Origin of the sequence: Paraburkholderia sp. BL23I1N1, from assembly GCF_003610295.1 — a bacterium.
Taxonomy (GTDB): domain Bacteria; phylum Pseudomonadota; class Gammaproteobacteria; order Burkholderiales; family Burkholderiaceae; genus Paraburkholderia.
In genome coordinates this window covers 5,444,951-5,464,949 of the sequence record NZ_RAPV01000001.1, presented here as the reverse complement: position 1 = coordinate 5,464,949, position 19,999 = coordinate 5,444,951, and the positions used below count along the sequence as shown (strand labels likewise).

Sequence of the window (19,999 nt, the reverse complement as noted above, 5' to 3'; positions counted from 1 at the left end):
CCATGACCGCCATGCACTCAACGCGCGACACGCGAGGCTTCGCGTTCGAATCCACGCTCAGCAAAGTGGCGCGCGTGCTGACCGGGCAATACGGCGTGACGGTCGCCTTCAGTCCGGATGGGCCGCGTGTCGAGCCCGGCCGCATCGTGATTCCCGACTATGAGTTAAGCGGCGGCGTCGAGCGCGACGTGCTAATCGGTTATCTGGATCTGCTGGTGGCGCGCGCCAAGCATTCGTCGCTCGCGCAGATGGAGGCGCTGCCGGCCGGCGTTGCGGCGAATCTCGCGCAGGTGATCGAGGACCGCCGCGTCTCTGCACAACTGCTCGACGAGTATCCGGGCGCGCGCTGGTTCATCGGCAAACTGCGTGCGCATGCGGCCGACCAGGCGCGGCAGCGCTGGCCGAAGCTGCATTGGCGCGACCGGCTGGTCTGGCTGGTGGAACGCGCGCTGTGGGACGAACAGCCGACCCGGATCGAAGCAAGCCATTCCCTGCTGGCCGCGCTGCACGCCGCGCAGGATCTGCTGGACGAAGCACGGCAAAGTCGTTCGACGACGCATAGCATTGCGGCAGCGCGGGCCCTGGTAGCACGCGTGCGGGCTTTGTCGGCGGGCGACGTCAACAGCATGGTGTTCACCGCGGACCCGGTTGAAGACATCGACACGGAAACCGCTGCGTCTTTGTCCGCCCCGTTCAATGATGACGACACCGCCCTGCCCGACCACGACCCCGCAGCCTCGCCGCCCTCCGACAAAAGCGCCGGCGCGCAAGCGGAGAATGCGGTGGGCATGGGGCAATCGCTGGCCGATGCGCAGCAACTATCGACACGTTCCGATGGCGTTGCCGGTGCCGTGTCAGACGCGCCTCGCGCGCGGCTATCGATTCCACTCGCCACCGAATTCGACGAAATCACCGACCTCACCGGCCAGGGCGACAGCACGGCATGGCGTGAGCTTCGCGCGCAGGCCCGCGCTGACACTGCGCCGCTCAAGGAGAAACTCGAACGCGCGCTGAGCGCCGACGAACGCACCCGTTGGCGCCGCGAGCAGGAGCGCGGCGAAATCGATCGCACCGCGCTGGCGAAGCTCGCCACTTCGCCCGGTTACCGTACGCCGTTCCGCACGCAGCGGGCGGCCAAGGGGCGCGACGTTGCCGTGACCTTGCTGATCGATCGTAGCGGGTCGATGGCCGGGCGCAAGATCGAACTCACGCGCCTGTGCGCGACCGCGCTGTGCGATGCGCTGACGCAGTTGTCGTTCGACTGCGAAGTGCTCGGTTATTGCTCGCTAGAGTCCGTACCGATGAAGCAACTTTACGAACGGCAACTGGCGGCCGGTGCAGATTTGCGGCGCTATAACCGCTTCGTGGAACGGCTCGATCTGAAGGTCTACAAACGCTTCGGCGCGACGGATCTGAGCGGCATTGCCAGGATCGATTGCGGCAACGAGAATCCGGACGGCGAGGCGCTGGCCTGGGCTGCGACGCGGCTCGCGGATCATCAGGCCGAGCGGCGCATCCTGATCGTGTTCTCAGACGGCTATCCGTCAACCGGCGACGGCGACCCGCAGGTGCTGCGCCACGATCTGCGCGAACGCGTCGCGGCGATCCAGAAACGCGGGATCGAACTGGTGGGGATCGGCGTACTGACCGATGCGGTCGAAGATTTCTATCCGCACAACGTGGTGGTGAGCCGCCTGGCGGAATTGCCCTCGACGGTGTTTTCGGTGTTGAGTCCGATGCTGCTGACGCGTTAGCGCATCAAGCGCGTCACGCGTCGGCATGCGTCGGCCTAAGCGCTACATCAGCCTGGGTTCGAACGGATACTGGTCGATCTCCCCGCCCCTTGCGACCACGGCCGTGCTCTCCGGAATCTCCTCCCACCAGCCCGGCAAATCCGTGAGCGGCTCCGACAACACCAGGAAGGCGTCTTCACCCACCGCCGCGATGCGCGGGTCATCCGGATACAGGTCGTGCAGATGCCGGAACGAGGTGCTGTGGAAGAGCGAGCGCGACTGCTTTTCGCTCGAATAGCGAACCGTGACGATCTGCTCGCCGTCGGTGGCGCACACCGTCATGTTCAGCGGCTCGGCGACACCGTGTTTGCGCCCCACGTCTTCGACAAAACCCACCATCCGCTCAAGCGAGGTAACCGGTGCGAGTTCGAGACCGAAGGTCAGCGCGAGATAAAACAGCACCTCGGAATCCGTCGAGCCTTCAACCGACGCAAACAACTCGGGATCGATCGCCAGCATCAGATCGCGACGGACCACCGGAAAGTCGCGCACCAGCCCGTTATGCATGAAGAGCCAGCGGCCATGGCGGAACGGATGACAGTTGGTTTCCTGCGACGGCGTGCCGGTGGCCGCACGGATGTGCGCGACGAACAGCGGCGCGCGAATCGCCCGCGCGGCCTCGCGCAGATTGCGGTCGCTCCATGCGGGCTGGATGCAGCGGTAGCGAAACGGGATATCGGTAGGATGACCGTACCAGCCGATGCCGAATCCGTCGCCATTCGTGGTGGTCTGGCCGAGCCGCGAGTTCAGGCTCTGGTCGATCAGGGAGTGTTTGGCGTTGAACAGCACCGTTTCGAGGTGAAGCGGGTTGCCGGTATAAGCGAGCCAGCGGCACATGGGTTTCCCTCCTATCGCAACGAGATACGACGAAACGCGAAGAGATGCGACGAACTGTCTGACGAACCTCGAGCAGGCTCGCGCGCCGCCGTCCGCTATTTGACCACGGGTTGCATCTGCGCGATCGGAATCAGAAACTCGGAAAAACCGGTCAGGATAATCTGCACGCCAATGCACAACAGCAGAAACGACGAGACGCGCATGGCGACCTTGGTGCCGTCCACGCCGAGATACTTGGCGAACACCACGGCCCGGCTGTAGATCAGGTAGACCGTGAAAGCCACCAGGATCGAGATCACCACCGAAGCGATGCTCGACAGCACGAAGGCTGACAGCTTATGCGTGCGGTTCGCGGTCAGCGCGATCGCCGTGGCGATCGAACCCGGTCCGGTGGTGAGCGGAATGGTGAGGGGGAAGAACGCCTTCGACATGGCGTTATCCGAATCCACGCGCTTGACGGCCGGCTGCTCGGCCGGTTGCGTGTCGGGCGCATTGAGCATCTGCCATCCGCCGACGGCAACCGCGAGCCCGCCGCCGATACGCAACGCCTCCATGGAGATGCCGAAGAAATGGAGAATCGGGGTGCCGACAAAGAACGCAACCAGCATCACGCACATGACGTTGAAAGCGATTTTCTTGGCGAGCGCGGTGCGGTCTTCCGTGGTGAGCGATGCTGTCCGGTCGAGAAAGACGAACGCCATGCCGATTGGGTTGATGATGCTGATCAGCCCGGTGAAGCCAAAGAGAACGTCCGAGATCAGACTTTCGACCATATGCGATCCGTGTCGGGCAGCGGCTCGGGGGGCTGATTGACAGACTGCCCTCCGGCGCGCCGCGCTGAGTTGATGTGCTGGACGCCTTCGGCCTGTCCAGATTGATGCTCGCGTTGCGTGGCTCAGATGATATCGCGGCGCGGCACGCAAATTGGCAAAAAAGGGGGCGATGCAAGCAGCGTGCGGCGTTGCACTGCAGCAGACGAGTGCAGAAAGGTGTGCGCGCAACTTTCAGAAAGCCTACACTTTTTTGACTGACTTTACGTACCCGAAGCATCAGGCATAAAGTCCTCAGCGAAACTGCGCTTTCAACGAGACGTACTTACCGGTTCGAGGAGTTGCCCCCATGTTGCTTCGTGTACTCGCTGCGCTGCCGTTCGTCGGCATTCTGCTTGGCGTCCCGTTTGTGAATCGTGTCGAGCCACTGGTGCTCGGCATGCCGTTCGTGCTGGCCTGGATCGTCATGTGGGTGGTGCTGAGTGCGGCCATCATGGCGATCGTCTATCGTCTGGACCCGAGCAATCGTGAGATCGCTGTGGACGGCGAGGAGGTCCGATCATGAGCGCACTCGTTATCATTGCGGCCATTACGCTGTTTGCGCTGTACCTGGGCATGCGCGCACGGCGCGGCCACGACATGAGTCTCGAACAATGGACCGTGGGCGGCCGCAGTTTCGGCACCGCGTTCGTGTTCCTGCTGATGGCGGGCGAGATTTACACGACCTTCACCTTCCTCGGCGGCAGCGGCTTTGCTTATGGCAAGGGCGCGCCGGTCTACTACATTCTGGCCTACGGCACGCTCGCGTACATTCTCTCGTACTGGATGCTTCCGCCCATCTGGCGTTATGCGAAAAGTCACCGCCTCGTCTCACAGCCGCACTTCTTCGCGCGCAAGTACGACAGCCCGGCGCTCGGCACGCTCGTCGCGCTGGTCGGCGTGGCCGCGCTGATTCCGTACCTCGTCCTGCAACTCAAGGGCCTTGGCATCATCGTGGCAACCGCCTCGTATGGCGTGATTTCTTCGACTGCCGCCATCTGGATCGGCGCCGCGGTGGTGACGTCTTACGTGATCGTCTCCGGCGTGCGCGGCGCGGCGTGGAATTCGGTGGTGAAGGATCTGCTGATTCTGGCGATCGTGCTGTTTCTCGGCATCTACCTGCCGTTGCATTACTATGGCGGCTTGAGCAACATGTTCCACGCAATCGACGCCGCGCGCCCGGGCTTTCTGACCTTCCCGGCCAAAGGATCGAGCGTGACCTGGTTCCAGTCGACCGTGCTGCTGACCGCGCTGGGCTTCTTCATGTGGCCGCACACGTTCGGTTCGATTTTCACGGCGAAGGACGAGCGTATTTTCCGGCGTAACGCGGCGGTGCTGCCGCTGTATCAACTCATTTTGCTGTTCGTGTTCTTCGTGGGCTTTGCAGCGACGCTGAAAGTGCCCGGCCTGAAGGGTGGCGACATTGACCTGTCGCTGTTTCGCCTGTCGTTGCAGACTTTCGACCCGTGGTTCGTCGGCGTGATCGGTGCGGCGGGGATTCTGACCGCGCTGGTGCCGGGATCGATGATCCTGACGTCGGCATCCACCCTGCTCGCCAACGACGTGTATCGCGGCATGGTGAGCCGCCAGGCGTCGGATGCGACGGTGGCCAAGCTCGCGCGCTTCCTCGTGCCGGTGGTGGCGCTGGTGGCCGTGGGTTTTACGCTGCACGGGGGCGAGACGATCGTGGCGTTGCTGCTGATGGGCTACAGCTTCGTGACCCAGTTGTTTCCGGCGGTGATCTGCAGTTTGATGCCGCATAACCGGGCGACCAAATACGGTGCGTTTTGCGGGATTCTTGCGGGTGTTGCCGTCGTGACGCTGACGACCACGCTGCATCTGAGCGTTGGGCAGTTGATGCCGTTTTTGCCTGACGCGCTCAAGGACGTCAATATCGGCTTCCTGGCGTTGGCCGTGAACATCATTGTTTTTGTTGCGGTGAGCGCTGTGACGCAACCGCGATCGGCCGAGCAGACTCACGCATCGGTGCACTGAGTTTTTTTCGTTCCCAATGGACTACCTTCTCTACTACTCGCCGGGCGCAGCAAGCATGGCCGTCCACTGGATGCTGATAGAAATCGGCATCCCTTTCGACACCCGTCTCGTCGACATCGACGCCGGCAATCAGCGGAACCCTGACTATCTCAGGCTGAATCCCGCGGGCCGCGTCCCCACACTGGTCGTCGACGGTGCGCCGCGCCACGAGTCGAGCGCGTTGCTCATGCTGTTGGCCGAGCGGCATCCTGAAGCCGCCCTCGCGCCCGCGCCGGGCACTGCCGATCGCGCGGCATGGCTGGAACTCATGGTCTATTTCGCCAACACGCTGCTGCCCGCCATGCGCGACTGGTTTTACGCGGATGTGGACGGCGATCCGGCCGGCGCCGAAGGGGTCCGGGCACTTGCAGAGCGGCGCATTGAAGAAGCCTGCGATCGGCTCGACGCCGATCTCGCCGACGGACGCGCCTATCTGGTTGGCGGCAAGCTCAGCACCGCCGATTTCCTCGCGGTCATGCTGATGCGCTGGACCCGCAATATGCCGCGCCCCGCGCTCGGCTGGCCGCATCTCGCGCGCTATATCCGCGGGCTGCGTGCGCTGCCTTCGTTCGTCGAATTGAATGCGCGCGAAGGGCTTACCGAATGGCGCAACGAGGCCGCTTGATGCGCGCCTGGCGCATTGGCGGTGCGCTGCGGCTCGTGGGACTGACCGGACGTGGCAACCGCTAGCGGCCTAGTTCGTCCGCGCGCCGACGATCACAATGCCGCGCGAAAGTCCGCTCACGCTATCGGCCGCGAGGGCCCCCGCGTACAGTTGCGTGACCGGCACCCATACCGCCGGATACTTGTAGCGCGCAACGTCGAGAAGCAACGCACTATCGCTTGCGGCGTCGTATGCGGCAAGCGGCGACCAGTGGCCGCCACCCGCTTCGCCGATTTCCATGCGCCTGAAATTCAATAACGCAAAGCGGTTGCTGCGGCCCGTCGTGTCACGAATCAGATCGCGAAACTGACCGAGCGTCAGATCGCCGGCGTGGAAGCTCTTCACTTCGATAGGGAACGCGCCGAGAGCCGAACTGAGCTGGTCGAGCGTCATGCCCTCCTTCGATACCCCGGCGGCGGTGGCCACTTGCGGATCGACGCTGCGAAAGAAATCCTCTTGCGAGAAATAGGGGAAATCTGGGTACTGCGTCGACACAGGACGACGAATGCCCAATGCATTGAGCGCCATCACCGAGGTCGCGACCGAACAGTAGGCCTCGTTGCGCTGCGTTTCGAAGTACTGCGAGAGCGGCCAGTACGACTGGTTATGGGCGCTGGCCATCAAGCGCTTCTGGCCTGCCGGTTGCGTCAACGCGATCAGGTTCGGCGGAACCGGCAGCGGCCCGTCGGCTGGGCGCGCCGTGGCCGATGTCGCGGCTTGATGCGGGGGTTGATCCGCCGCCTGATTTCCAGCCGGCGGCAGCGGCGCACAGGCGGCCAGTGTCGCCGTGAGTACAGCAACGATCCACTCAGGCCGGCTTAGGCGCTCCACGGCGCGCATCAATGAATATCTGGACATTAACCCTTCCGCGGCGAATGAATTCGGAACGACTTCGGATCGGCAAGCCCCGATTTTTTAACACGAAATAAACCGGCGCGTGAGTTTGTGCGGAGTTTGTGCGGGGTTTGTGCATGAGGCACGTGGCGGTTCGGCCGCTTGCTATACTCCCGCGGGCATATTTTAGGCAGCACGGTCGACTGGTTTATCGCCGTCGCTCGCCGCTATTTCAAGTAGATCGGATTCGAAAATGAGTGACTTAAAGAGCGCGGCATGTGGCGCAGGATGCGACCCGACTTCTGCGGATGCATCCGATGAAAAACCCGCTCAAACCAGTGGAACCTATGCACCGCTTCCGATTGCAACGGTGCCTTCGCCTTGCATTGATATCTGCAAAATCGACGGCGATACGGGCTTGTGCATCGGCTGCCTGCGCACACGCGACGAAATTCGCGGATGGAAAAACCTGCCCGACGACCTGCGCATCCAGTTGATCGATGAACTGTCGCTCCGCAAAGCGAAGCTCGAAACCGTGAAAGCACAGACGTTGTAAAACGGGCATCGTCAACCGCACGCATCAATTCGGCTCGTCTGCGAACGCGTAACTGTTCTTGCCGCTGCGCTTGACCCGATACATCGCCTCGTCGGCCGCGGCCACGAGGCGATGGTAATCGTCGACAGGATCAGGAAAACTCGCGATGCCGATGCTGGCGCGAACCTGTCCGACGCCTATCTCCTTGTCCGTTTGAACCACGCAGCCGATGAGCCGCCGGGCGATTTCGCCCAGTTCCGCATTCGTCGAAAATTCGCGGATCAGAACGGCGAATTCGTCGCCGCCGATCCGGGCGACGACATCGACTTTACGCACCGACTCACGAAAGCGCTTCGACACCGCGATCAGAAATTCATCGCCGACGCGGTGGCCGAGTGAGTCATTGACCTGCTTGAATCCGTCCAGATCGACATACAGCACGGCAATTCTGCAAGGCGCCGTCAGCGCGACCGGTTTCGTCGCCGCTTTTTCGAGTGTGGCAAACAGCTTGCGCCGGTTCGGCAAACCGGTCATCGGGTCGTGCAGCGCCGCCCATTCGAATTCGTGCGAGCGGCCTGCCAGCAGGCGATTTCGTTTGGCATACATCCCCAGCGCGGTGATCAGCATGCAAAACAGCAACGCCGCCGACGCGATCAGCGTGCGCGCAACGTGGGCAATCCGCACGCGCACATCGGCGCCGTCGGCGTCGCGCTGCGCTCGCCACCAGGCCGATACGGAACTGAGCACGGCGTCCGTCTCGCGCAGATCGGCGCCGGGCGTGAGGGAGGATGGCGGCAAGTGCGGCGCCGCGGATGGACTCGCGCTCACCAGCGCCGCGAGTGACGCGACGCGCTGCGTGAGTTCGTTTCGCGCAAGCTGATACCCGGCGGCTTTGGCTTCCGTGGCGTCCGGCAGTTGCTGCCAGATGCCGACCAGACTCCGGGCACTTTCCGCGCGTTCGACCGCGTCCAGAACGAGCCCCGCATATTCCTGCTTCAACTGGTCGGAAAGGATCGTCCGGATCTGCAACGCAAGATACAGAAGGCCGATCAGCAGACACACCAGCGCGGCGGCGGCGATGGCAGCCGGACCGGGTCTGAAGCGGATTGCGAAAGCGCGCCCACGAGCGGCGCGCAAAGTACGGGTCCGCTCAGGGATGGGAATAGACGTCTTGCTGGCTTCCGGTGCCATGCTTGCGATAACTTACGCGACGAAAGAACGAACCCATCCGCGCGAACAGATTGCCCTTGTGTCTCGCATTCGCTGTCGAAGAAGCTCGACGATCCTGCTGCGCGAGACGCGCATCTTTGGCGGGCCGGTTGGACACCAACTGCTGCGCTACGGGATTGGCTGGCGGCGCCGCGCTCTGAGCGGCAGGCACGGAGGACGCGGCCACGACGGGCGTGGTATCGGCCACGCTGATCTGGCGCGCCGCGGACCCTGGTAGCTGCCTGACCGGGCCGGACCAGGAAGCCAGCTTTCCGCCTTCTTCTCCATCCGCCTGTGCCGCTGCTGCCGCTGCTGCCGCTGCTGCCGCTGCTGCTGTTGCCGCCGGTCGCGGCGCTGCAGAAATTGCCGGCGCTGGCGGTGCAGTCGATTTCGCCATTGCCTGTCCCACCGTTGCCGACACGGCCGGACCGAGCGCTCGCCGCGCGCCCGACATGGCGTCGGCATACGCCTGTTGATCGTGGTTGAACCAGATGCCATACGCGACCGTGCCCAGCACGCCAAAAGCCAGCGCACTTGCCGCCGCGACGAATAGTGCAAGACGTCCGAATCGCACGGGTGGTGCCGTAGCCGTCCGCTCAGCGCCGGTGTCGAAATCGGTATCCGGGCTCTCTACCTCAGATTTTGGCAAGTCTGGATCGTTGAACATCGCAATACTCTCCGGAATCCTTGCGTCTGACAGGTCGGCAGACTTTCGTCACACGATTCAGCGGGTCGATCTGGAGTTCTTGGAAGAATTTATCCCGCTCGCCGGGACGCGACAATACGGCAATGCTGCGCTTTAAACGTCAGTTTTGCGAGCCCGTGGCGCGCCGGCAACGCAGGTAAAAAATTCAACGCCGGGCACCTCCACGGACTGGGCCGTGAGCGCTTGCAGGCCACTTGCACGTTAAGTCGGGGCGGCGGCGATGCGAGCATGCACCGCGCTTCTCTGCCACGCAATAAACACGCCAATAGCGTGGGGGCCAATCAACTTCTGTTTGAAACGCCGTGCACGCGCAGCAGGGCGCCGCGCGCCCCATTCCGGATCCGGCACCTATTGCACGGTGATCGTTTCTTTCATGTTTGGATGAATGCCGCAAAAGATCTTGTACACGCCCGGTTTATCGAATTTGAACTGGAACGTATCGTTCTGATCGAGCGCGGCGGAGCGGAACATGCCGGCGTCGTTCACGACGGTGTGCGGCTCGCCATCGAGATTTTTCCACGTCACCGTCGAGCCGGCTTTCACGGTGAGCGCCATCGGCGAAAACATGAAGTTCTTGATGACCACGGCGTTGGGCGTCTCCGCCCGCGCAACGGAAAATCCGGCCGATGCCGCGATGAGCGCTGAACTTCCGAGCAGCAAGAAAAACGTACGGCGAATAGTTTTAGTTTGCATCACTGATCTCCTGCGAGAAAAAAAATCCTGAAGTCAAACGAGTGTCGTGTCGGCAAGCGTCGCCTTGAGCGGATGCCGTTCGATCTTGATGCTGGTCACGCCAAGCATTTTTGGAAGTTGATCGCCCGCTACCGTGAGTGGCCCGGGGCCGGGGCCATTGCCCGCGGTCGGCTGCGGATAGGCTGTCGAGCGGGCGGTATGGAAGGTGATATTGCCTTCGACCTTCGAGACGATCTGGTGAATATGGCCGTTCAGCACCGTCACTGAGCCAAAGCGCTTCAGGTAACTCATGGCCTGCCCGGCGTCGCCCGTACCCCACCCCCACGGCTCGTAGATCGTCCACATCGGCATGTGGGCAAAGACGACGATCGGTGTGCTGGCCGAGCGGCCCTTCAGGTCGTTTTCGAGCCAGGCCAGTTGATCGTCGCCGAGACCACCCAATCCGTTCGGCTTGAAATGCATGACGTTGACGAGTGCGACGAAGTGCACGCCGTTGTGGTCGAAGCTGTAATAGCCTTTATTGTCCGAAGGCTTGCCGAAGCGGCTGAAGTATTCGGTTCCGGGGCCATCCGTCACGTCGTGCTCGCCCGGCACGGTGTGGAGCTCCGTGATATTCAGACCCGACATCAACTGCTGCGCGAGATCGAACTCGGCCGGCTTGGAAAGATGCGTGATATCGCCCGTGTGGATGGTCAACGCCGGCTTGACCGGCATGGCATTGACGTAGTCGATCGTCTGCTTGAGCGTGCCCGCCACGTCCGGGTTGGCTTCTTTATTGAAGCCGATATGCGAATCGCTGATCTGCAGGAAAAGCGGCACACCCTTAGACGTCGCAGATGATTTCGCGTCGGCCGCAAGCGCCAGTTCCACGGGCGTGAGAATGCCGCCCGCAAGAACGAACACCGTGCCTACGCCGCCGAAAGCGAGGCATTTCAGCGCGCCGCGGCGTGATGAATTAAATGCAGGATCGGATGAATGATGTGACGACATGTCGACCTCACGATAAGGATTCGCAGGCAATCCGCGGGATCATCCTGCGGGCCACACGACTCGGTTCACCAGCAAGACTGCGGCGCCGCCAGATTTATTCCCGGCAGAGAAAATTTGTTTTGGCCGGCGAATCCTGCCGCGTGGGCTGACATGTTCACGTGCCGCAACAAACGGGAATAGCCGCGCCGCGGCGGCGGTCTTGCAGATGAGAGAACCTGAAAGGAGTAGCCAACATGGACATCATCGACATGGCCCGTGCCTCGGGCATGGCGGTTATCCTCGACGGCCGGATTGGCCGCGAGGAATACCAGAGCGTGTGCGGCTCGCTGTCCGCGCTACAGCGATTTGCCGAAGCGGTGCGCCAGGGGACGGTGCAAAAGCACGGACGTCAGAAGCGCGCCACCCCACCCGCTCGCCGAACGTGAGGAGCACGACGATTGTGAAACCAGGCCGGCGCAGCGGCACGCACAATGCCGCTCGACCACGGTCTCCGAAGCCGTTTTCCGGCGCATACGAATTGAAAGGAGGGTAAGGTGCGACCGGACTTGCGGCCTGTTCTGCGCCGTCTGCAACTCGGATCGGGCGTGGTGCTGCTCATTTATCTATTTTTGCACCTGGTCAATCACGCGCTCGGCATCTGGTCGCTCGACCTTGCCGGACGCGGACTGACGTTCGCGCTGTGGATCTGGCATAGCGTGCCCGGCACGATCCTGCTGTACGGGGCGGCCCTTCTGCATTTCGCGCTGGCGGTGCGCACGATTTACGGGCGCCGCCACTGGGCGCTCCCGCCAGCCGAATGGATCCGCTTGTGGGCCGGACTCAGCCTGCCCTTGCAGCTCATCCGCCATGCAGTGGCGACGCGCCTCGCGGCGTCGCTGTATGGCTTCGAGCCGAACTACGAGCGGATCGTGATATCGCTGATTACGAGCGGCACGCAGGGTCTGCAGCTTGCGCTGCTCGCGCCGGGCTGGATCCATGGCTGCCTCGGCGTGTGGTTTCGATTGCGTCACCATGCAGCGGCGCAACGCGCGAAACCCGCCCTGCTCGCTCTGCTCGTTTTTTGCCCTTGCTATCCGCCGTGGGTTTTCTGCGGATGAAGCAAGCGGTCGTAGCAATGCATGCTGTCCTCCCTGCGCCGGATTCCAAACTGCTGACGCACCAGCTTGCGCTCGATGCGTGGCGTCACAACCTCGTCACGCTTTACGTTGTCGTGCTCGTTAGCGCGCTGCTGGCGGGTTTGTTGCGGAATTGGCTGAAGCGCCGACTGAGTTCGGCGTGAGCCGACAGCGGCGGCGATCTCTTCGTTCCAGTCGCGACTTTGCTGGATGATCGACGGTTGCGTCGCGTCCTGCGAATGCATGCAAACGTGCCGTGGCCCGCATCGCTGAGAATGCGGGCCACGGCTCTTTACTGCCCTTCTTTACGGTTCAACACCGCTCATTGCGTCGACTGCGCTTGCGGCTTCAGTTTGAACTTGCCTTGATAGCGGATCGTCGGATGCAGCGATTGCGTTGTCGGCGCCGTCATCAACAACTGACGTGCGAGCGGCGCGGCCGTTGCGCCAAGCGAACCGATGCTGCTTTCACGCGACGGATCCGCCAGACCGTTCTTCACCAGCAGCTTGGCCTCGAGTTGCAGACTGGTCAGCAGAACCGGATCCTTCAGCGCGTTACCCTGCGCCAGCAACTGACTCCACGCATTGTTGCTGTAGTTCGTCACGTAGTAGTCGAGACCGCTCGGGTCCGCAAGCACGGCGGAACAGCCGTTCAGGCGCACCTGCGTTTGCGTGTCTTTCATCGCGATCGTCTTGCGCGAGGTCAGTCCGTCGCCGTAGGCGAGCGTCAACGGAATAGTCCACTGCGTGCCGGGATACTGGTTCTGGTTCGGGAACGGCTGCTGTTTCAACGTGACCACGGTCTGATTGGTCGTCAGATCGCACTGGGTGTCGAGCGAAAGCAAAGGCACGCCGGTTTGCCGCACGAAACTGTCGCCGATCGCGACCATCGGCTCGCCGCTTGCCTTCGCCAGTTCGTCCCACAACCGCTTGGGCGTGCCGTTACCGAGCGCATAGTCGGCCAGATACGCCTGCAGCCCGCGGCGCAACACGTCTTCGCCGAGATAGTTTTCCAGCATCTTCAGTACATGGCCGCCTTTGTCGTACGTAAAGGCGCTGGCGCTCAGCACGAAGTCGTTCGAGGCCCAGCCATTGAAGTTCGGCTGCACCGGGAACGAGGTGGATTTCAGATCGGCGTTGATCACCGCGTACTTGTTCTTCACGTCGTCGACCCAGCTGAAGCGGTCCGGGAAGAAGCGCACCTTCGTCTTGTTCTCGAAGAATGTCGCGAACGATTCGTTCAACCACACATCGTCCCACCAGTCGAGCGTGACCAGATCGCCGAACCATTGGTGCGCGGCTTCATGCGTCAAAACCGTCACGCCATAGTCGGACATGGTGGTGCCCGGCGCCGGCAGAATGTCGTCGGCGAATTCGAGAATCGCACCCCAGTTCTCCATCCCGCCGAAGTTCAGATCCTTTTGCTCTTTGAACGCGTCGTTCGCGGCGATCGTGTCGAACTTGGTGAGCGGCAACGGAATACCGGTGTAGCGATAGTAGTAATCGAGCGCCTGCTTGGTCTGCTGCATCGCCGGTTTCGCCCAGTCACGCATGCCGGGCGGCGTGAAGATACGCAGATGCAGACCCTTGTGGTCGGGCAGCGGGCTCGAGAAGTCGTCTTCGAGAATGTCAAATTGACCGCCGCCAAAGAAGAGCAGATACGAAGGCATCGGCGGCGTCTTTTCGAACGACACCAGCTTGTAGCCGCTGTCCACGTTCACCGCCGGCTTCTCGGCCGCGTTCGACACCACGTTCCAGTTCTGCGGGACTTCCGCGCTCACCTCATACGTAGGCCGGAAAGCCGGTTCGTCCCAGCCTGGAAACCATTGCCGCGCGAGGTTCGATTCACCTTGCGTGAGAATCGCGCCGCTTGTCGTGCCATCGGTCGACTTCAGATCGACGCGAAACACGCCCTCCGCCGCGGAACACCCCGGATAGGGATCGTTGCCGCAACTACCGCCGGTCTTGGCGACAGGATCGTCATAGGTCTTGAAGTTGATGATGCCGCTCCACTCCATGTGCAGCGAGTAGTTGCCCGTGGCGATCTGCCCACTCACGGGCCGAAGCTGGTAGAAATCGCCGTCATCCTGCGGCGTGGCGATCAGCTGGATGTTGCCGGGCTGCAGCGTGATCGTGCCGTTCATGAACTTGATACGGTGCCCGGCAATCGTGATGGCGTTGACGGCCTTCAGCACCTTGATCTGGACGTCCGCGCGGCCGTCAAAGGACGACAGCGCCGGGTTCGGCCTGAACCACAGCTTGTAGTTGATCGGGGTGACCGTGTCCGGCAATTCGACCGGCGGCACGCTCTTGTTGATCGATGCGTCCGCAACGATCGGCGCGGTAGGCGGCGCAAGCGCCACTTCGGAGGCGGCAGCGGGCGTCTGGGCGGATTTGCCCGTCGGCGTAGGCGAGCCGTCTGAACCGCCGCAACCCGCCAGAACCATTATTCCGGCTAACGCCAGGCACTGTATCTGCAATCGGAAATTTATACGCATTATTAATCCTCGACTGACAAAATCGGCATAAAGAAAGTGCGTTGAGTGCTTAAGCTGTGTTTCTCTGTTTTTTCAGCGAAAAGGTCTCCCGCACTAGCGCCGGATTGCTAGCGAGAATATATGGACGTGTTACTACCTCAGCACTTGTGGCTGATTTTAAATGGCCCCACCAAATCATTACAACGCTTTCAGAAAGAGCGATGTGAGCCGCTTTCCTGGGTTTTAATGCGATCGCCTGACTGACGGACAAAGCAGCGGCTTACCTGCGTCTCCGGGCAGGTGGACAGGAACAGGATCAGTTTTTAGCGACAGTGCGTAGCCTAGTTTGGCAAACGTTCCTGTGTCAACTTCCTTTCACAATCTTTCTTTAATTCGTGCATGGTGTATGCAAATCGAATGGATAGCGTAATCGCCAGAGTTAATACTCTAAAAGGTTCTAAAAGTCTAGCGCGCACACGTTTCTACGGGAAACTTTATTTTATTGCGGTGCGGAGTGTGATAAGCGATGTGACGGCAGTCAACGCGTTTCTAAAATGAACTAGCCGTTGAGTTCACGAAACAAACCAAACCGTTAGCGGATGAAATGTCCGCAAATCGGCATTGCGCTGAGCCGCGTATAGAACGACGACTCGCCGCTTCTTACCTTGGCGAATTGATCGGCCGCCAGCGCGGAGCCGGTTGCGGAGCCAATCGCAATCAACACGATTACGATCCGGCGCAGCCACCCGGCCCGGCCGGTCAACGTGCTCGACACACTGCGCCAACTGGCGAGCAACGCCATGGCAAGTGCGACGATCGCACAACACATGGCCGTGCCCTCAGGCGTTGAGTGCAGCGTTTGCGGAGGACGTCACGGGCCGCACCGGAAACGGATTGCGCCATGCCTCGAAGGCGTTCAGTTGATCGTGCCAGCGCCGTACTTCCGGAAATTCGTCGAGCGGGATCGCCGCGCTTTTCGCATACGGCAGCGACACGGCAACGGAAAAGTCAGCGATCGTCAGGCCCTCCCCGAGCAACCATTTACGGCCTTTGAGGTGCTGATCGAGCACGGCGGCAAGCTTGCGAAACGAGCCCTGCTCCTCGGCAACTTTCGCCGGATCGGGGTCGCCTAGTCCAAACCCCGGCTTGATGATGTGCTCGAAGTAAAGCGAGCCGGCATGCGGGTATAAATGATGGCCGTTCCAGCTCAGCCAGCGCATGACGTCGATCTGCCGGCCATCACGCGGCCAGAGGTCGGATTCCGCACGCTGCGCAAAATGGCAGATGATGGCGTCGGCTTCCCAGAGGCTTTTCCCACCATCCACGAGACACGGCACCTTGCCGTTCGGATTGATCGCCAGATAGTCCGGCTTCTTGTGTTCGCCCTTTTTCAGATCGACGAAAGCATATTCAATCGGTATGCCTAAATATCTTGCAACTGCGCACGTTTTCCGTGGGGCCAGCGTTTCGGCGTAATAGAGCTTCATAGTCGACCTCGTCATGAGTTGAATGCGATCCGATGCGTGTCAGTTTCCTTCTTCTTCCAGGCTGGCCATGAATGCCTCGAACTTGTCGAATGCATCGTTCCAGCCGACGTAATGATCGTCGCGCGCGCGCTCATCGAAGAACTGCGCGTGGGTGAACGTGAGTTCGGTGCCTTCTTCGATCGGGCGCAGCCTGATGGTGACGAGCGAGCGCCGTTCGGGCAGCGTGACCCACTCCCACGTGAAGACAAGCTTGCGGTCAGCTTCGACTTCCAGGTATTCGCCGCGACAGTCGTGCGTTTCGCCATCCAGAGTCTGAAACACCACCCGAAAGTGGCCGCCCACGCGCGGGTCGGCTTCGGCGCTTAGCACCGGCCCGGCATCGGGCCCCCACCAGCGCGCCATCAGTTCGGGCCGCGTCCACGCCGCGTAAACTCGGGCTGGCGGCGCCTTGATGCGCCGCACGATAGTCAGGCTCGGCTTTTCCTGGGTCATTCCTCGTGTCCCTCCACAAAATTGGTCAGCCGGTCGAGGCTCGCGGACCAGAAGCGCTCATAGCGCCTCAACCATGCCATCGCCTCTTCCATCGGCCCTGCCACCAGATCGACCGAAACGGTCCGCCCGCTCTTGGTACGCGACACCAGACCCGCGTCGCTCAGCACGTCGAGGTGCTTCATGACCGCGGGGAGCTTGAGCGGCAGCGGCCGCGCGATCTCCGTGATCGACAGGCCGGGCTCCCGCTCGAGGCGAGCGAGGATGGCCCGGCGTGTCGGATCCACGAGGGCGGAAAACGTACGATCGAGTTGACTGACTGGATACTTTGCCATGTGGTGAACTATAGGCGGAGCGCGAGCGCTGTCAAGATTTTTTGTGACCGGCTCACCCTACGCAGAATCCTGTTTGCGGCGCATCGCCAGTCCGTTCTAGACTGCGGTTCGTCCACATTTGAGAGGACAACCCCGTATGGACCTGCTTCAAGGAATGGCGGTATTCAAGCGTGTCGTCGACGCCTCGAGCTTCTCGAAGGCGGCCGATTCGCTGGAAATACCGCGCGCATCGGTGTCGACGCTCATGCAGAATCTGGAGAGCCATCTGGGGGTGCGTCTGCTGAACCGCACCACGCGCAGCGTGCAGGTCACCGACGACGGCGCGCTCTACTACGAATACTGCGCGCGCATTCTGGCCGAGGTCTCCGACGCCGAGTCCGCGTTGTCGAACAAGCGGCTGAACCCGCGCGGCACGATTCGCGTGGACACCTCCGCTACGTTTGCCGCCAACGTGCTGCTGCCCGCCATGCGCGATTTCAATGCGCGCTTCCCTGACATCACCGTGAAGCTCGGACTCGCCGACCGCAACGTCGATCTCGTGCAGGAAGGCGTGGATTGCGTGATCCGGATCGGCGTTCTCGACGATTCAAATCTCGTCGCGCGCCCGATCGGCGGTGTCCGCACGACCGTCTGCGCCTCGCCGGCGTATCTCGAACAGATGGGCGAGCCCACCACACCCGACGAGCTCGACCGCCACCGGGCCGTGAATTATTTTTCCGCGCGCACGGGGCGTCTCTATCCCCTCGAGCTTGAAGTGGACGGCGCGTGGATCAGAAAGTCAGTGAACGGCATACTCGCCGTCAACGAGGGACTGGTGTATGTCATGTCCGCGATCGAAGGATTGGGGATCATTCAGGTTCCGCGTTTCATGGTCGCGAAGGCGATTCAGGCCGGCACGTTGCGCGAAATCCTTTGCACCTATCCACGCCCGTGTTTGCCACTCTCCTTGCTGTATCCGCATCGTCGGCTGAGCACGTGCGTGCGGATATTTAGCGAGTGGGTTCACGAACTCGCGCAGAACAATCCGGACCTTAACGGCGAGGGATTGCCCGAGGGCAGCGCATCTCGCGCGGCCTACGCGCGTTAGAGACCTGCGCTGAGCCGGCGTCATCCGCACGGGTTTCCTGCGGACGTGCCACACTGATGGAACAAGTGATGGAATAAGCAGCGCGAACGCCGAAAACCGCGAGAACAATCCGGATACCAGCAGAAGCGGAGGCCAACATGTCGTCAATTGAATCCACACTGTCGGATCCGCCGCCGCGCGCTCCGCTAACCGCCTTCCGTGTTTTCCGGCGGCGGCAGTCTGGGGGCCATCGAAGTCGGCATGTTGCGGGAACTGCTCAATCGCGGCACCCATCCGGATTTCGTAGTCGGTGCCTCCGCGGGGGCGATTAATGCCGCCTATTTCGCGGGAATGCCGAATCGTGACGGTGTGGCCATGCTCGAGTCCTTGTGGTGCCGCATCCGCCGGCAGGACATCATGCCGTTCTCGATGTTTGCGCTGCTCGACATCGTGCTACGGCGCCGGCCGCATCTCGTAGAACCGACGGCATTGCGTAGGCTGCTCGAAAAGAACCTTTCATTTGCGCGCGTGGAACAAGCGGTGTTGCCATTGCATATTGTCGCGACCGACGTGCTTTCGGGGAACGAAATCGTCATATCGTCCGGTCCGGTGGTCGATGCCGTGTTGGCAAGCGCGGCGATTCCCGGGGTGTTTCCGCCCGTACGAATCGACGGCAGGGATCTCGTCGATGGCGGTGTCGCCAATAACACGCCGATATCCGTAGCAGTCGCGCTTGGCGCGACCCGCATTATCGTTCTGCCAGCAGGTTTCGCCTGCGCGCTCAATGCGCCGCCTACCAGCGCAATCGCTCAGGCCACACACGCGCTCACGCTCGTCATTGCACGCCAGCTGGTTCGCGATCTGGAGCACTACGCCCCCCGCGCCGAGATTTTCGTGGTGCCCCCGGTTTGTCCGCTCGACATTTCACCTTACGACTACACGCAGTGCGATCGCCTGATCGACCTGGCCGCCGGGACAACACGCGCCTGGCTCGATGACGGCGGTCTTGAACGTGCCTTTATTCCCGGCGAATTGCGCGAGCATTCGCACGCGGCGCAGTGACGCCCGCCACCCTCTGAAATTTTTTGCAAATCCCTGTAAGAATTTCGTCCCCGCACCGACTAAAGCCAATTAGACTTTTCGGGCGAGGGATCCACAATGAATGACATCGATTTCGAATGTACTGAATGCGGCAAATGCTGCCACGACTTGCGCCTCGCGCTGACGATTGCCGAGGCCGTCGCCTGGCTGGAACGCGGCGGGCAGATGGAGGTTATCTGCGAGGCCATACCGTGGCCCACCGAGCCCGAGCCCGGCAATGCGCAAGCCGAGTACAAACGGGTGCGGTCAACGCCGGCCATGAGCGGCAGCCTGCCGGTCCGCATTTCGATCGTTCTCGTCGCGGCATTCAACGGAGCATGTCCCAATCTGCGCCCCGACATGCGCTGCGGTATTTATGAACAAAGACCGCTGGTTTGCCGGATCTATCCCGCCGAAATCAATCCGTTCGTCGAACTGGCGCCGGAACACAAGGCCTGCCCCTCCGAAGCATGGCAGAACAAACCGCTGCATAGGCAGGGCATTCTTGTCGATGCGACGACCGTCGAACAGATCGAGCAGTCGCGTCGCGCGAATCAGCTTGAGGCACCGTTGCGCATGCAGGTATGCCTTGAGCTGGGACTGACCCAGGCTGCGCTTGCGAACGAAGGCTTTGTAATGTATTCACCGGATAGCGAAGCGCTGTCGACTGCCCTGCGCCGGATTCACGCGACCGCCAGTTCGCAGGAAGCCTCCGCACAGTGGACATTCGTTTCGAATCGCACCGGCACACTTGAAACGCTCCTATCGGTGGGCGCAGCCGGTCACCTCGCTGAGCCCACCGCTGCCGGCAATTTCCGGTATCACGGTTTTTTCCCGGCCTCATAGA

General features: G+C 61.5%; 21 protein-coding genes and 1 pseudogene. 10 read left to right on the top strand and 12 right to left on the bottom strand.

The window, feature by feature from the left end; translation table 11 throughout:
• The first annotated feature begins 11 nt into the window (after positions 1-11).
• Positions 12-1,754, top strand: a complete 1,743-nt coding sequence (locus tag B0G76_RS25545) for a cobaltochelatase CobT-related protein (RefSeq protein ID WP_120296801.1) — start codon at positions 12-14, stop codon at positions 1,752-1,754.
• A gap of 42 nt (positions 1,755-1,796) precedes the next feature.
• Here the strand turns inward: B0G76_RS25545 and B0G76_RS25540 are convergent, their stop codons facing one another.
• Both B0G76_RS25540 and B0G76_RS25535 read right to left on the bottom strand, forming a co-directional pair.
• The gene (locus tag B0G76_RS25540; protein ID WP_120294976.1) at positions 1,797-2,630 is read right to left on the bottom strand and encodes a class II glutamine amidotransferase; all 834 of its coding nucleotides are present in this window, start codon (positions 2,628-2,630) and stop codon (positions 1,797-1,799) included.
• Between the two features lie 95 nt (positions 2,631-2,725).
• A complete protein-coding gene (locus B0G76_RS25535; RefSeq protein WP_120294975.1) occupies positions 2,726-3,403 on the bottom strand; it encodes a MarC family protein in 678 nt (225 codons plus the stop codon).
• A 346-nt stretch (positions 3,404-3,749) separates the two neighbouring features.
• Between B0G76_RS25535 and B0G76_RS25530 the strand changes: the two genes are divergently transcribed.
• The 3 genes from B0G76_RS25530 to B0G76_RS25520 are packed head-to-tail and all read left to right on the top strand — an operon-like array spanning position 3,750 to position 6,098.
• Positions 3,750-3,965 carry a DUF3311 domain-containing protein gene (locus B0G76_RS25530; protein WP_120294974.1) on the top strand — a complete coding sequence of 72 codons (216 nt, stop codon included), beginning with the start codon at positions 3,750-3,752 and terminating at the stop codon, positions 3,963-3,965.
• Positions 3,962-5,434 (top strand): sodium:solute symporter, encoded by a 1,473-nt coding sequence (locus tag B0G76_RS25525; protein WP_120294973.1) that lies wholly within the window; start codon positions 3,962-3,964, stop codon positions 5,432-5,434. Before B0G76_RS25530 ends, B0G76_RS25525 begins: the two co-directional genes overlap by 4 nt.
• Positions 5,435-5,450: 16 nt before the next feature.
• Positions 5,451-6,098, top strand: coding sequence for a glutathione S-transferase family protein (locus tag B0G76_RS25520; RefSeq protein ID WP_120294972.1), 648 nt, complete (start codon positions 5,451-5,453; stop codon positions 6,096-6,098).
• A gap of 69 nt (positions 6,099-6,167) precedes the next feature.
• Here B0G76_RS25520 and B0G76_RS25515 read toward each other — a convergent pair whose 3' ends face one another.
• Positions 6,168-6,995, bottom strand: a complete 828-nt coding sequence (locus tag B0G76_RS25515; protein ID WP_120294971.1) for a phytochelatin synthase family protein — start codon at positions 6,993-6,995, stop codon at positions 6,168-6,170.
• 229 nt (positions 6,996-7,224) lie between these two features.
• Here B0G76_RS25515 and B0G76_RS44605 point away from each other — a divergent pair, with 229 nt between their 5' ends.
• Complete coding sequence (locus B0G76_RS44605; RefSeq protein ID WP_120294970.1) at positions 7,225-7,527, top strand: DUF1289 domain-containing protein; 303 nt, start codon at positions 7,225-7,227, stop codon at positions 7,525-7,527.
• 24 nt (positions 7,528-7,551) lie between these two features.
• Here B0G76_RS44605 and B0G76_RS25505 read toward each other — a convergent pair whose 3' ends face one another.
• The 4 genes from B0G76_RS25505 to B0G76_RS25490 all read right to left on the bottom strand — a co-directional run bounded on the left by B0G76_RS25505 (position 7,552) and on the right by B0G76_RS25490 (position 11,104).
• Positions 7,552-8,697 (bottom strand): GGDEF domain-containing protein, encoded by a 1,146-nt coding sequence (locus B0G76_RS25505; RefSeq protein ID WP_120294969.1) that lies wholly within the window; start codon positions 8,695-8,697, stop codon positions 7,552-7,554.
• Positions 8,657-9,382, bottom strand: coding sequence for a hypothetical protein (locus B0G76_RS43010; protein WP_183082143.1), 726 nt, complete (start codon positions 9,380-9,382; stop codon positions 8,657-8,659). The genes B0G76_RS25505 and B0G76_RS43010 overlap by 41 nt, the downstream gene beginning before the upstream one ends.
• Positions 9,383-9,769: 387 nt before the next feature.
• Complete coding sequence (locus tag B0G76_RS25495; protein WP_120294967.1) at positions 9,770-10,114, bottom strand: cupredoxin family copper-binding protein; 345 nt, start codon at positions 10,112-10,114, stop codon at positions 9,770-9,772.
• A gap of 33 nt (positions 10,115-10,147) precedes the next feature.
• Positions 10,148-11,104, bottom strand: coding sequence for a metallophosphoesterase (locus B0G76_RS25490; protein ID WP_120294966.1), 957 nt, complete (start codon positions 11,102-11,104; stop codon positions 10,148-10,150).
• A gap of 233 nt (positions 11,105-11,337) precedes the next feature.
• Between B0G76_RS25490 and B0G76_RS25485 the strand changes: the two genes are divergently transcribed.
• Positions 11,338-11,529: a hypothetical protein gene (locus B0G76_RS25485; protein ID WP_120294965.1), complete on the top strand. Its 192-nt coding sequence runs from the start codon at positions 11,338-11,340 to the stop codon at positions 11,527-11,529.
• Between the two features lie 120 nt (positions 11,530-11,649).
• A pseudogene (locus B0G76_RS25480) lies at positions 11,650-12,383 on the top strand (hypothetical protein).
• A 158-nt stretch (positions 12,384-12,541) separates the two neighbouring features.
• Here B0G76_RS25480 and B0G76_RS25475 read toward each other — a convergent pair.
• The 5 genes from B0G76_RS25475 to B0G76_RS25455 form a co-directional block, all read right to left on the bottom strand.
• The gene (locus tag B0G76_RS25475; RefSeq protein WP_120294964.1) at positions 12,542-14,716 is read right to left on the bottom strand and encodes a M1 family metallopeptidase; all 2,175 of its coding nucleotides are present in this window, start codon (positions 14,714-14,716) and stop codon (positions 12,542-12,544) included.
• 571 nt (positions 14,717-15,287) lie between these two features.
• Positions 15,288-15,524 carry a hypothetical protein gene (locus B0G76_RS25470; protein ID WP_120294963.1) on the bottom strand — a complete coding sequence of 79 codons (237 nt, stop codon included), beginning with the start codon at positions 15,522-15,524 and terminating at the stop codon, positions 15,288-15,290.
• 10 nt (positions 15,525-15,534) lie between these two features.
• A complete protein-coding gene (locus B0G76_RS25465; protein ID WP_120294962.1) occupies positions 15,535-16,182 on the bottom strand; it encodes a glutathione S-transferase family protein in 648 nt (215 codons plus the stop codon).
• A 39-nt stretch (positions 16,183-16,221) separates the two neighbouring features.
• Entirely contained in the window at positions 16,222-16,674 is a 453-nt protein-coding gene (locus tag B0G76_RS25460; RefSeq protein ID WP_120294961.1) for an SRPBCC domain-containing protein, read from the bottom strand.
• On the bottom strand, positions 16,671-17,006 hold the full coding sequence (locus tag B0G76_RS25455; RefSeq protein ID WP_120294960.1) for a helix-turn-helix transcriptional regulator: 336 nt from the start codon (positions 17,004-17,006) through the stop codon (positions 16,671-16,673). The genes B0G76_RS25460 and B0G76_RS25455 overlap by 4 nt, the downstream gene beginning before the upstream one ends.
• 136 nt (positions 17,007-17,142) lie before the next feature.
• Here B0G76_RS25455 and B0G76_RS25450 point away from each other — a divergent pair, with 136 nt between their 5' ends.
• The 3 genes from B0G76_RS25450 to B0G76_RS25440 all read left to right on the top strand — a co-directional run bounded on the left by B0G76_RS25450 (position 17,143) and on the right by B0G76_RS25440 (position 19,998).
• Positions 17,143-18,093, top strand: a complete 951-nt coding sequence (locus tag B0G76_RS25450) for a LysR family transcriptional regulator (RefSeq protein WP_120294959.1) — start codon at positions 17,143-17,145, stop codon at positions 18,091-18,093.
• Positions 18,094-18,333: 240 nt separating this feature from the next.
• Entirely contained in the window at positions 18,334-19,134 is an 801-nt protein-coding gene (locus tag B0G76_RS25445) for a patatin-like phospholipase family protein (protein ID WP_409076729.1), read from the top strand.
• Positions 19,135-19,230: 96 nt separating this feature from the next.
• On the top strand, positions 19,231-19,998 hold the full coding sequence (locus tag B0G76_RS25440; RefSeq protein ID WP_120294958.1) for a YkgJ family cysteine cluster protein: 768 nt from the start codon (positions 19,231-19,233) through the stop codon (positions 19,996-19,998).
• Position 19,999 lies beyond the last annotated feature (1 nt).

Bases quoted from the DNA above. Each gene is read 5' to 3' on its own strand.
- B0G76_RS25545 (WP_120296801.1), top strand. From the start codon at position 12: ATGCACTCAACGCGCGACACGCGAGGCTTCGCGTTCGAATCCACGCTC.
- B0G76_RS25540 (WP_120294976.1), bottom strand. From the start codon at position 2,630: ATGTGCCGCTGGCTCGCTTATACCGGCAACCCGCTTCACCTCGAAACG.
- B0G76_RS25535 (WP_120294975.1), bottom strand. From the start codon at position 3,403: ATGGTCGAAAGTCTGATCTCGGACGTTCTCTTTGGCTTCACCGGGCTG.
- B0G76_RS25530 (WP_120294974.1), top strand. From the start codon at position 3,750: ATGTTGCTTCGTGTACTCGCTGCGCTGCCGTTCGTCGGCATTCTGCTT.
- B0G76_RS25525 (WP_120294973.1), top strand. From the start codon at position 3,962: ATGAGCGCACTCGTTATCATTGCGGCCATTACGCTGTTTGCGCTGTAC.
- B0G76_RS25520 (WP_120294972.1), top strand. From the start codon at position 5,451: ATGGACTACCTTCTCTACTACTCGCCGGGCGCAGCAAGCATGGCCGTC.
- B0G76_RS25515 (WP_120294971.1), bottom strand. From the start codon at position 6,995: ATGTCCAGATATTCATTGATGCGCGCCGTGGAGCGCCTAAGCCGGCCT.
- B0G76_RS44605 (WP_120294970.1), top strand. From the start codon at position 7,225: ATGAGTGACTTAAAGAGCGCGGCATGTGGCGCAGGATGCGACCCGACT.
- B0G76_RS25505 (WP_120294969.1), bottom strand. From the start codon at position 8,697: ATGGCACCGGAAGCCAGCAAGACGTCTATTCCCATCCCTGAGCGGACC.
- B0G76_RS43010 (WP_183082143.1), bottom strand. From the start codon at position 9,382: ATGTTCAACGATCCAGACTTGCCAAAATCTGAGGTAGAGAGCCCGGAT.
- B0G76_RS25495 (WP_120294967.1), bottom strand. From the start codon at position 10,114: ATGCAAACTAAAACTATTCGCCGTACGTTTTTCTTGCTGCTCGGAAGT.
- B0G76_RS25490 (WP_120294966.1), bottom strand. From the start codon at position 11,104: ATGTCGTCACATCATTCATCCGATCCTGCATTTAATTCATCACGCCGC.
- B0G76_RS25485 (WP_120294965.1), top strand. From the start codon at position 11,338: ATGGACATCATCGACATGGCCCGTGCCTCGGGCATGGCGGTTATCCTC.
- B0G76_RS25475 (WP_120294964.1), bottom strand. From the start codon at position 14,716: ATGCGTATAAATTTCCGATTGCAGATACAGTGCCTGGCGTTAGCCGGA.
- B0G76_RS25470 (WP_120294963.1), bottom strand. From the start codon at position 15,524: ATGTGTTGTGCGATCGTCGCACTTGCCATGGCGTTGCTCGCCAGTTGG.
- B0G76_RS25465 (WP_120294962.1), bottom strand. From the start codon at position 16,182: ATGAAGCTCTATTACGCCGAAACGCTGGCCCCACGGAAAACGTGCGCA.
- B0G76_RS25460 (WP_120294961.1), bottom strand. From the start codon at position 16,674: ATGACCCAGGAAAAGCCGAGCCTGACTATCGTGCGGCGCATCAAGGCG.
- B0G76_RS25455 (WP_120294960.1), bottom strand. From the start codon at position 17,006: ATGGCAAAGTATCCAGTCAGTCAACTCGATCGTACGTTTTCCGCCCTC.
- B0G76_RS25450 (WP_120294959.1), top strand. From the start codon at position 17,143: ATGGACCTGCTTCAAGGAATGGCGGTATTCAAGCGTGTCGTCGACGCC.
- B0G76_RS25445 (WP_409076729.1), top strand. From the start codon at position 18,334: ATGTTGCGGGAACTGCTCAATCGCGGCACCCATCCGGATTTCGTAGTC.
- B0G76_RS25440 (WP_120294958.1), top strand. From the start codon at position 19,231: ATGAATGACATCGATTTCGAATGTACTGAATGCGGCAAATGCTGCCAC.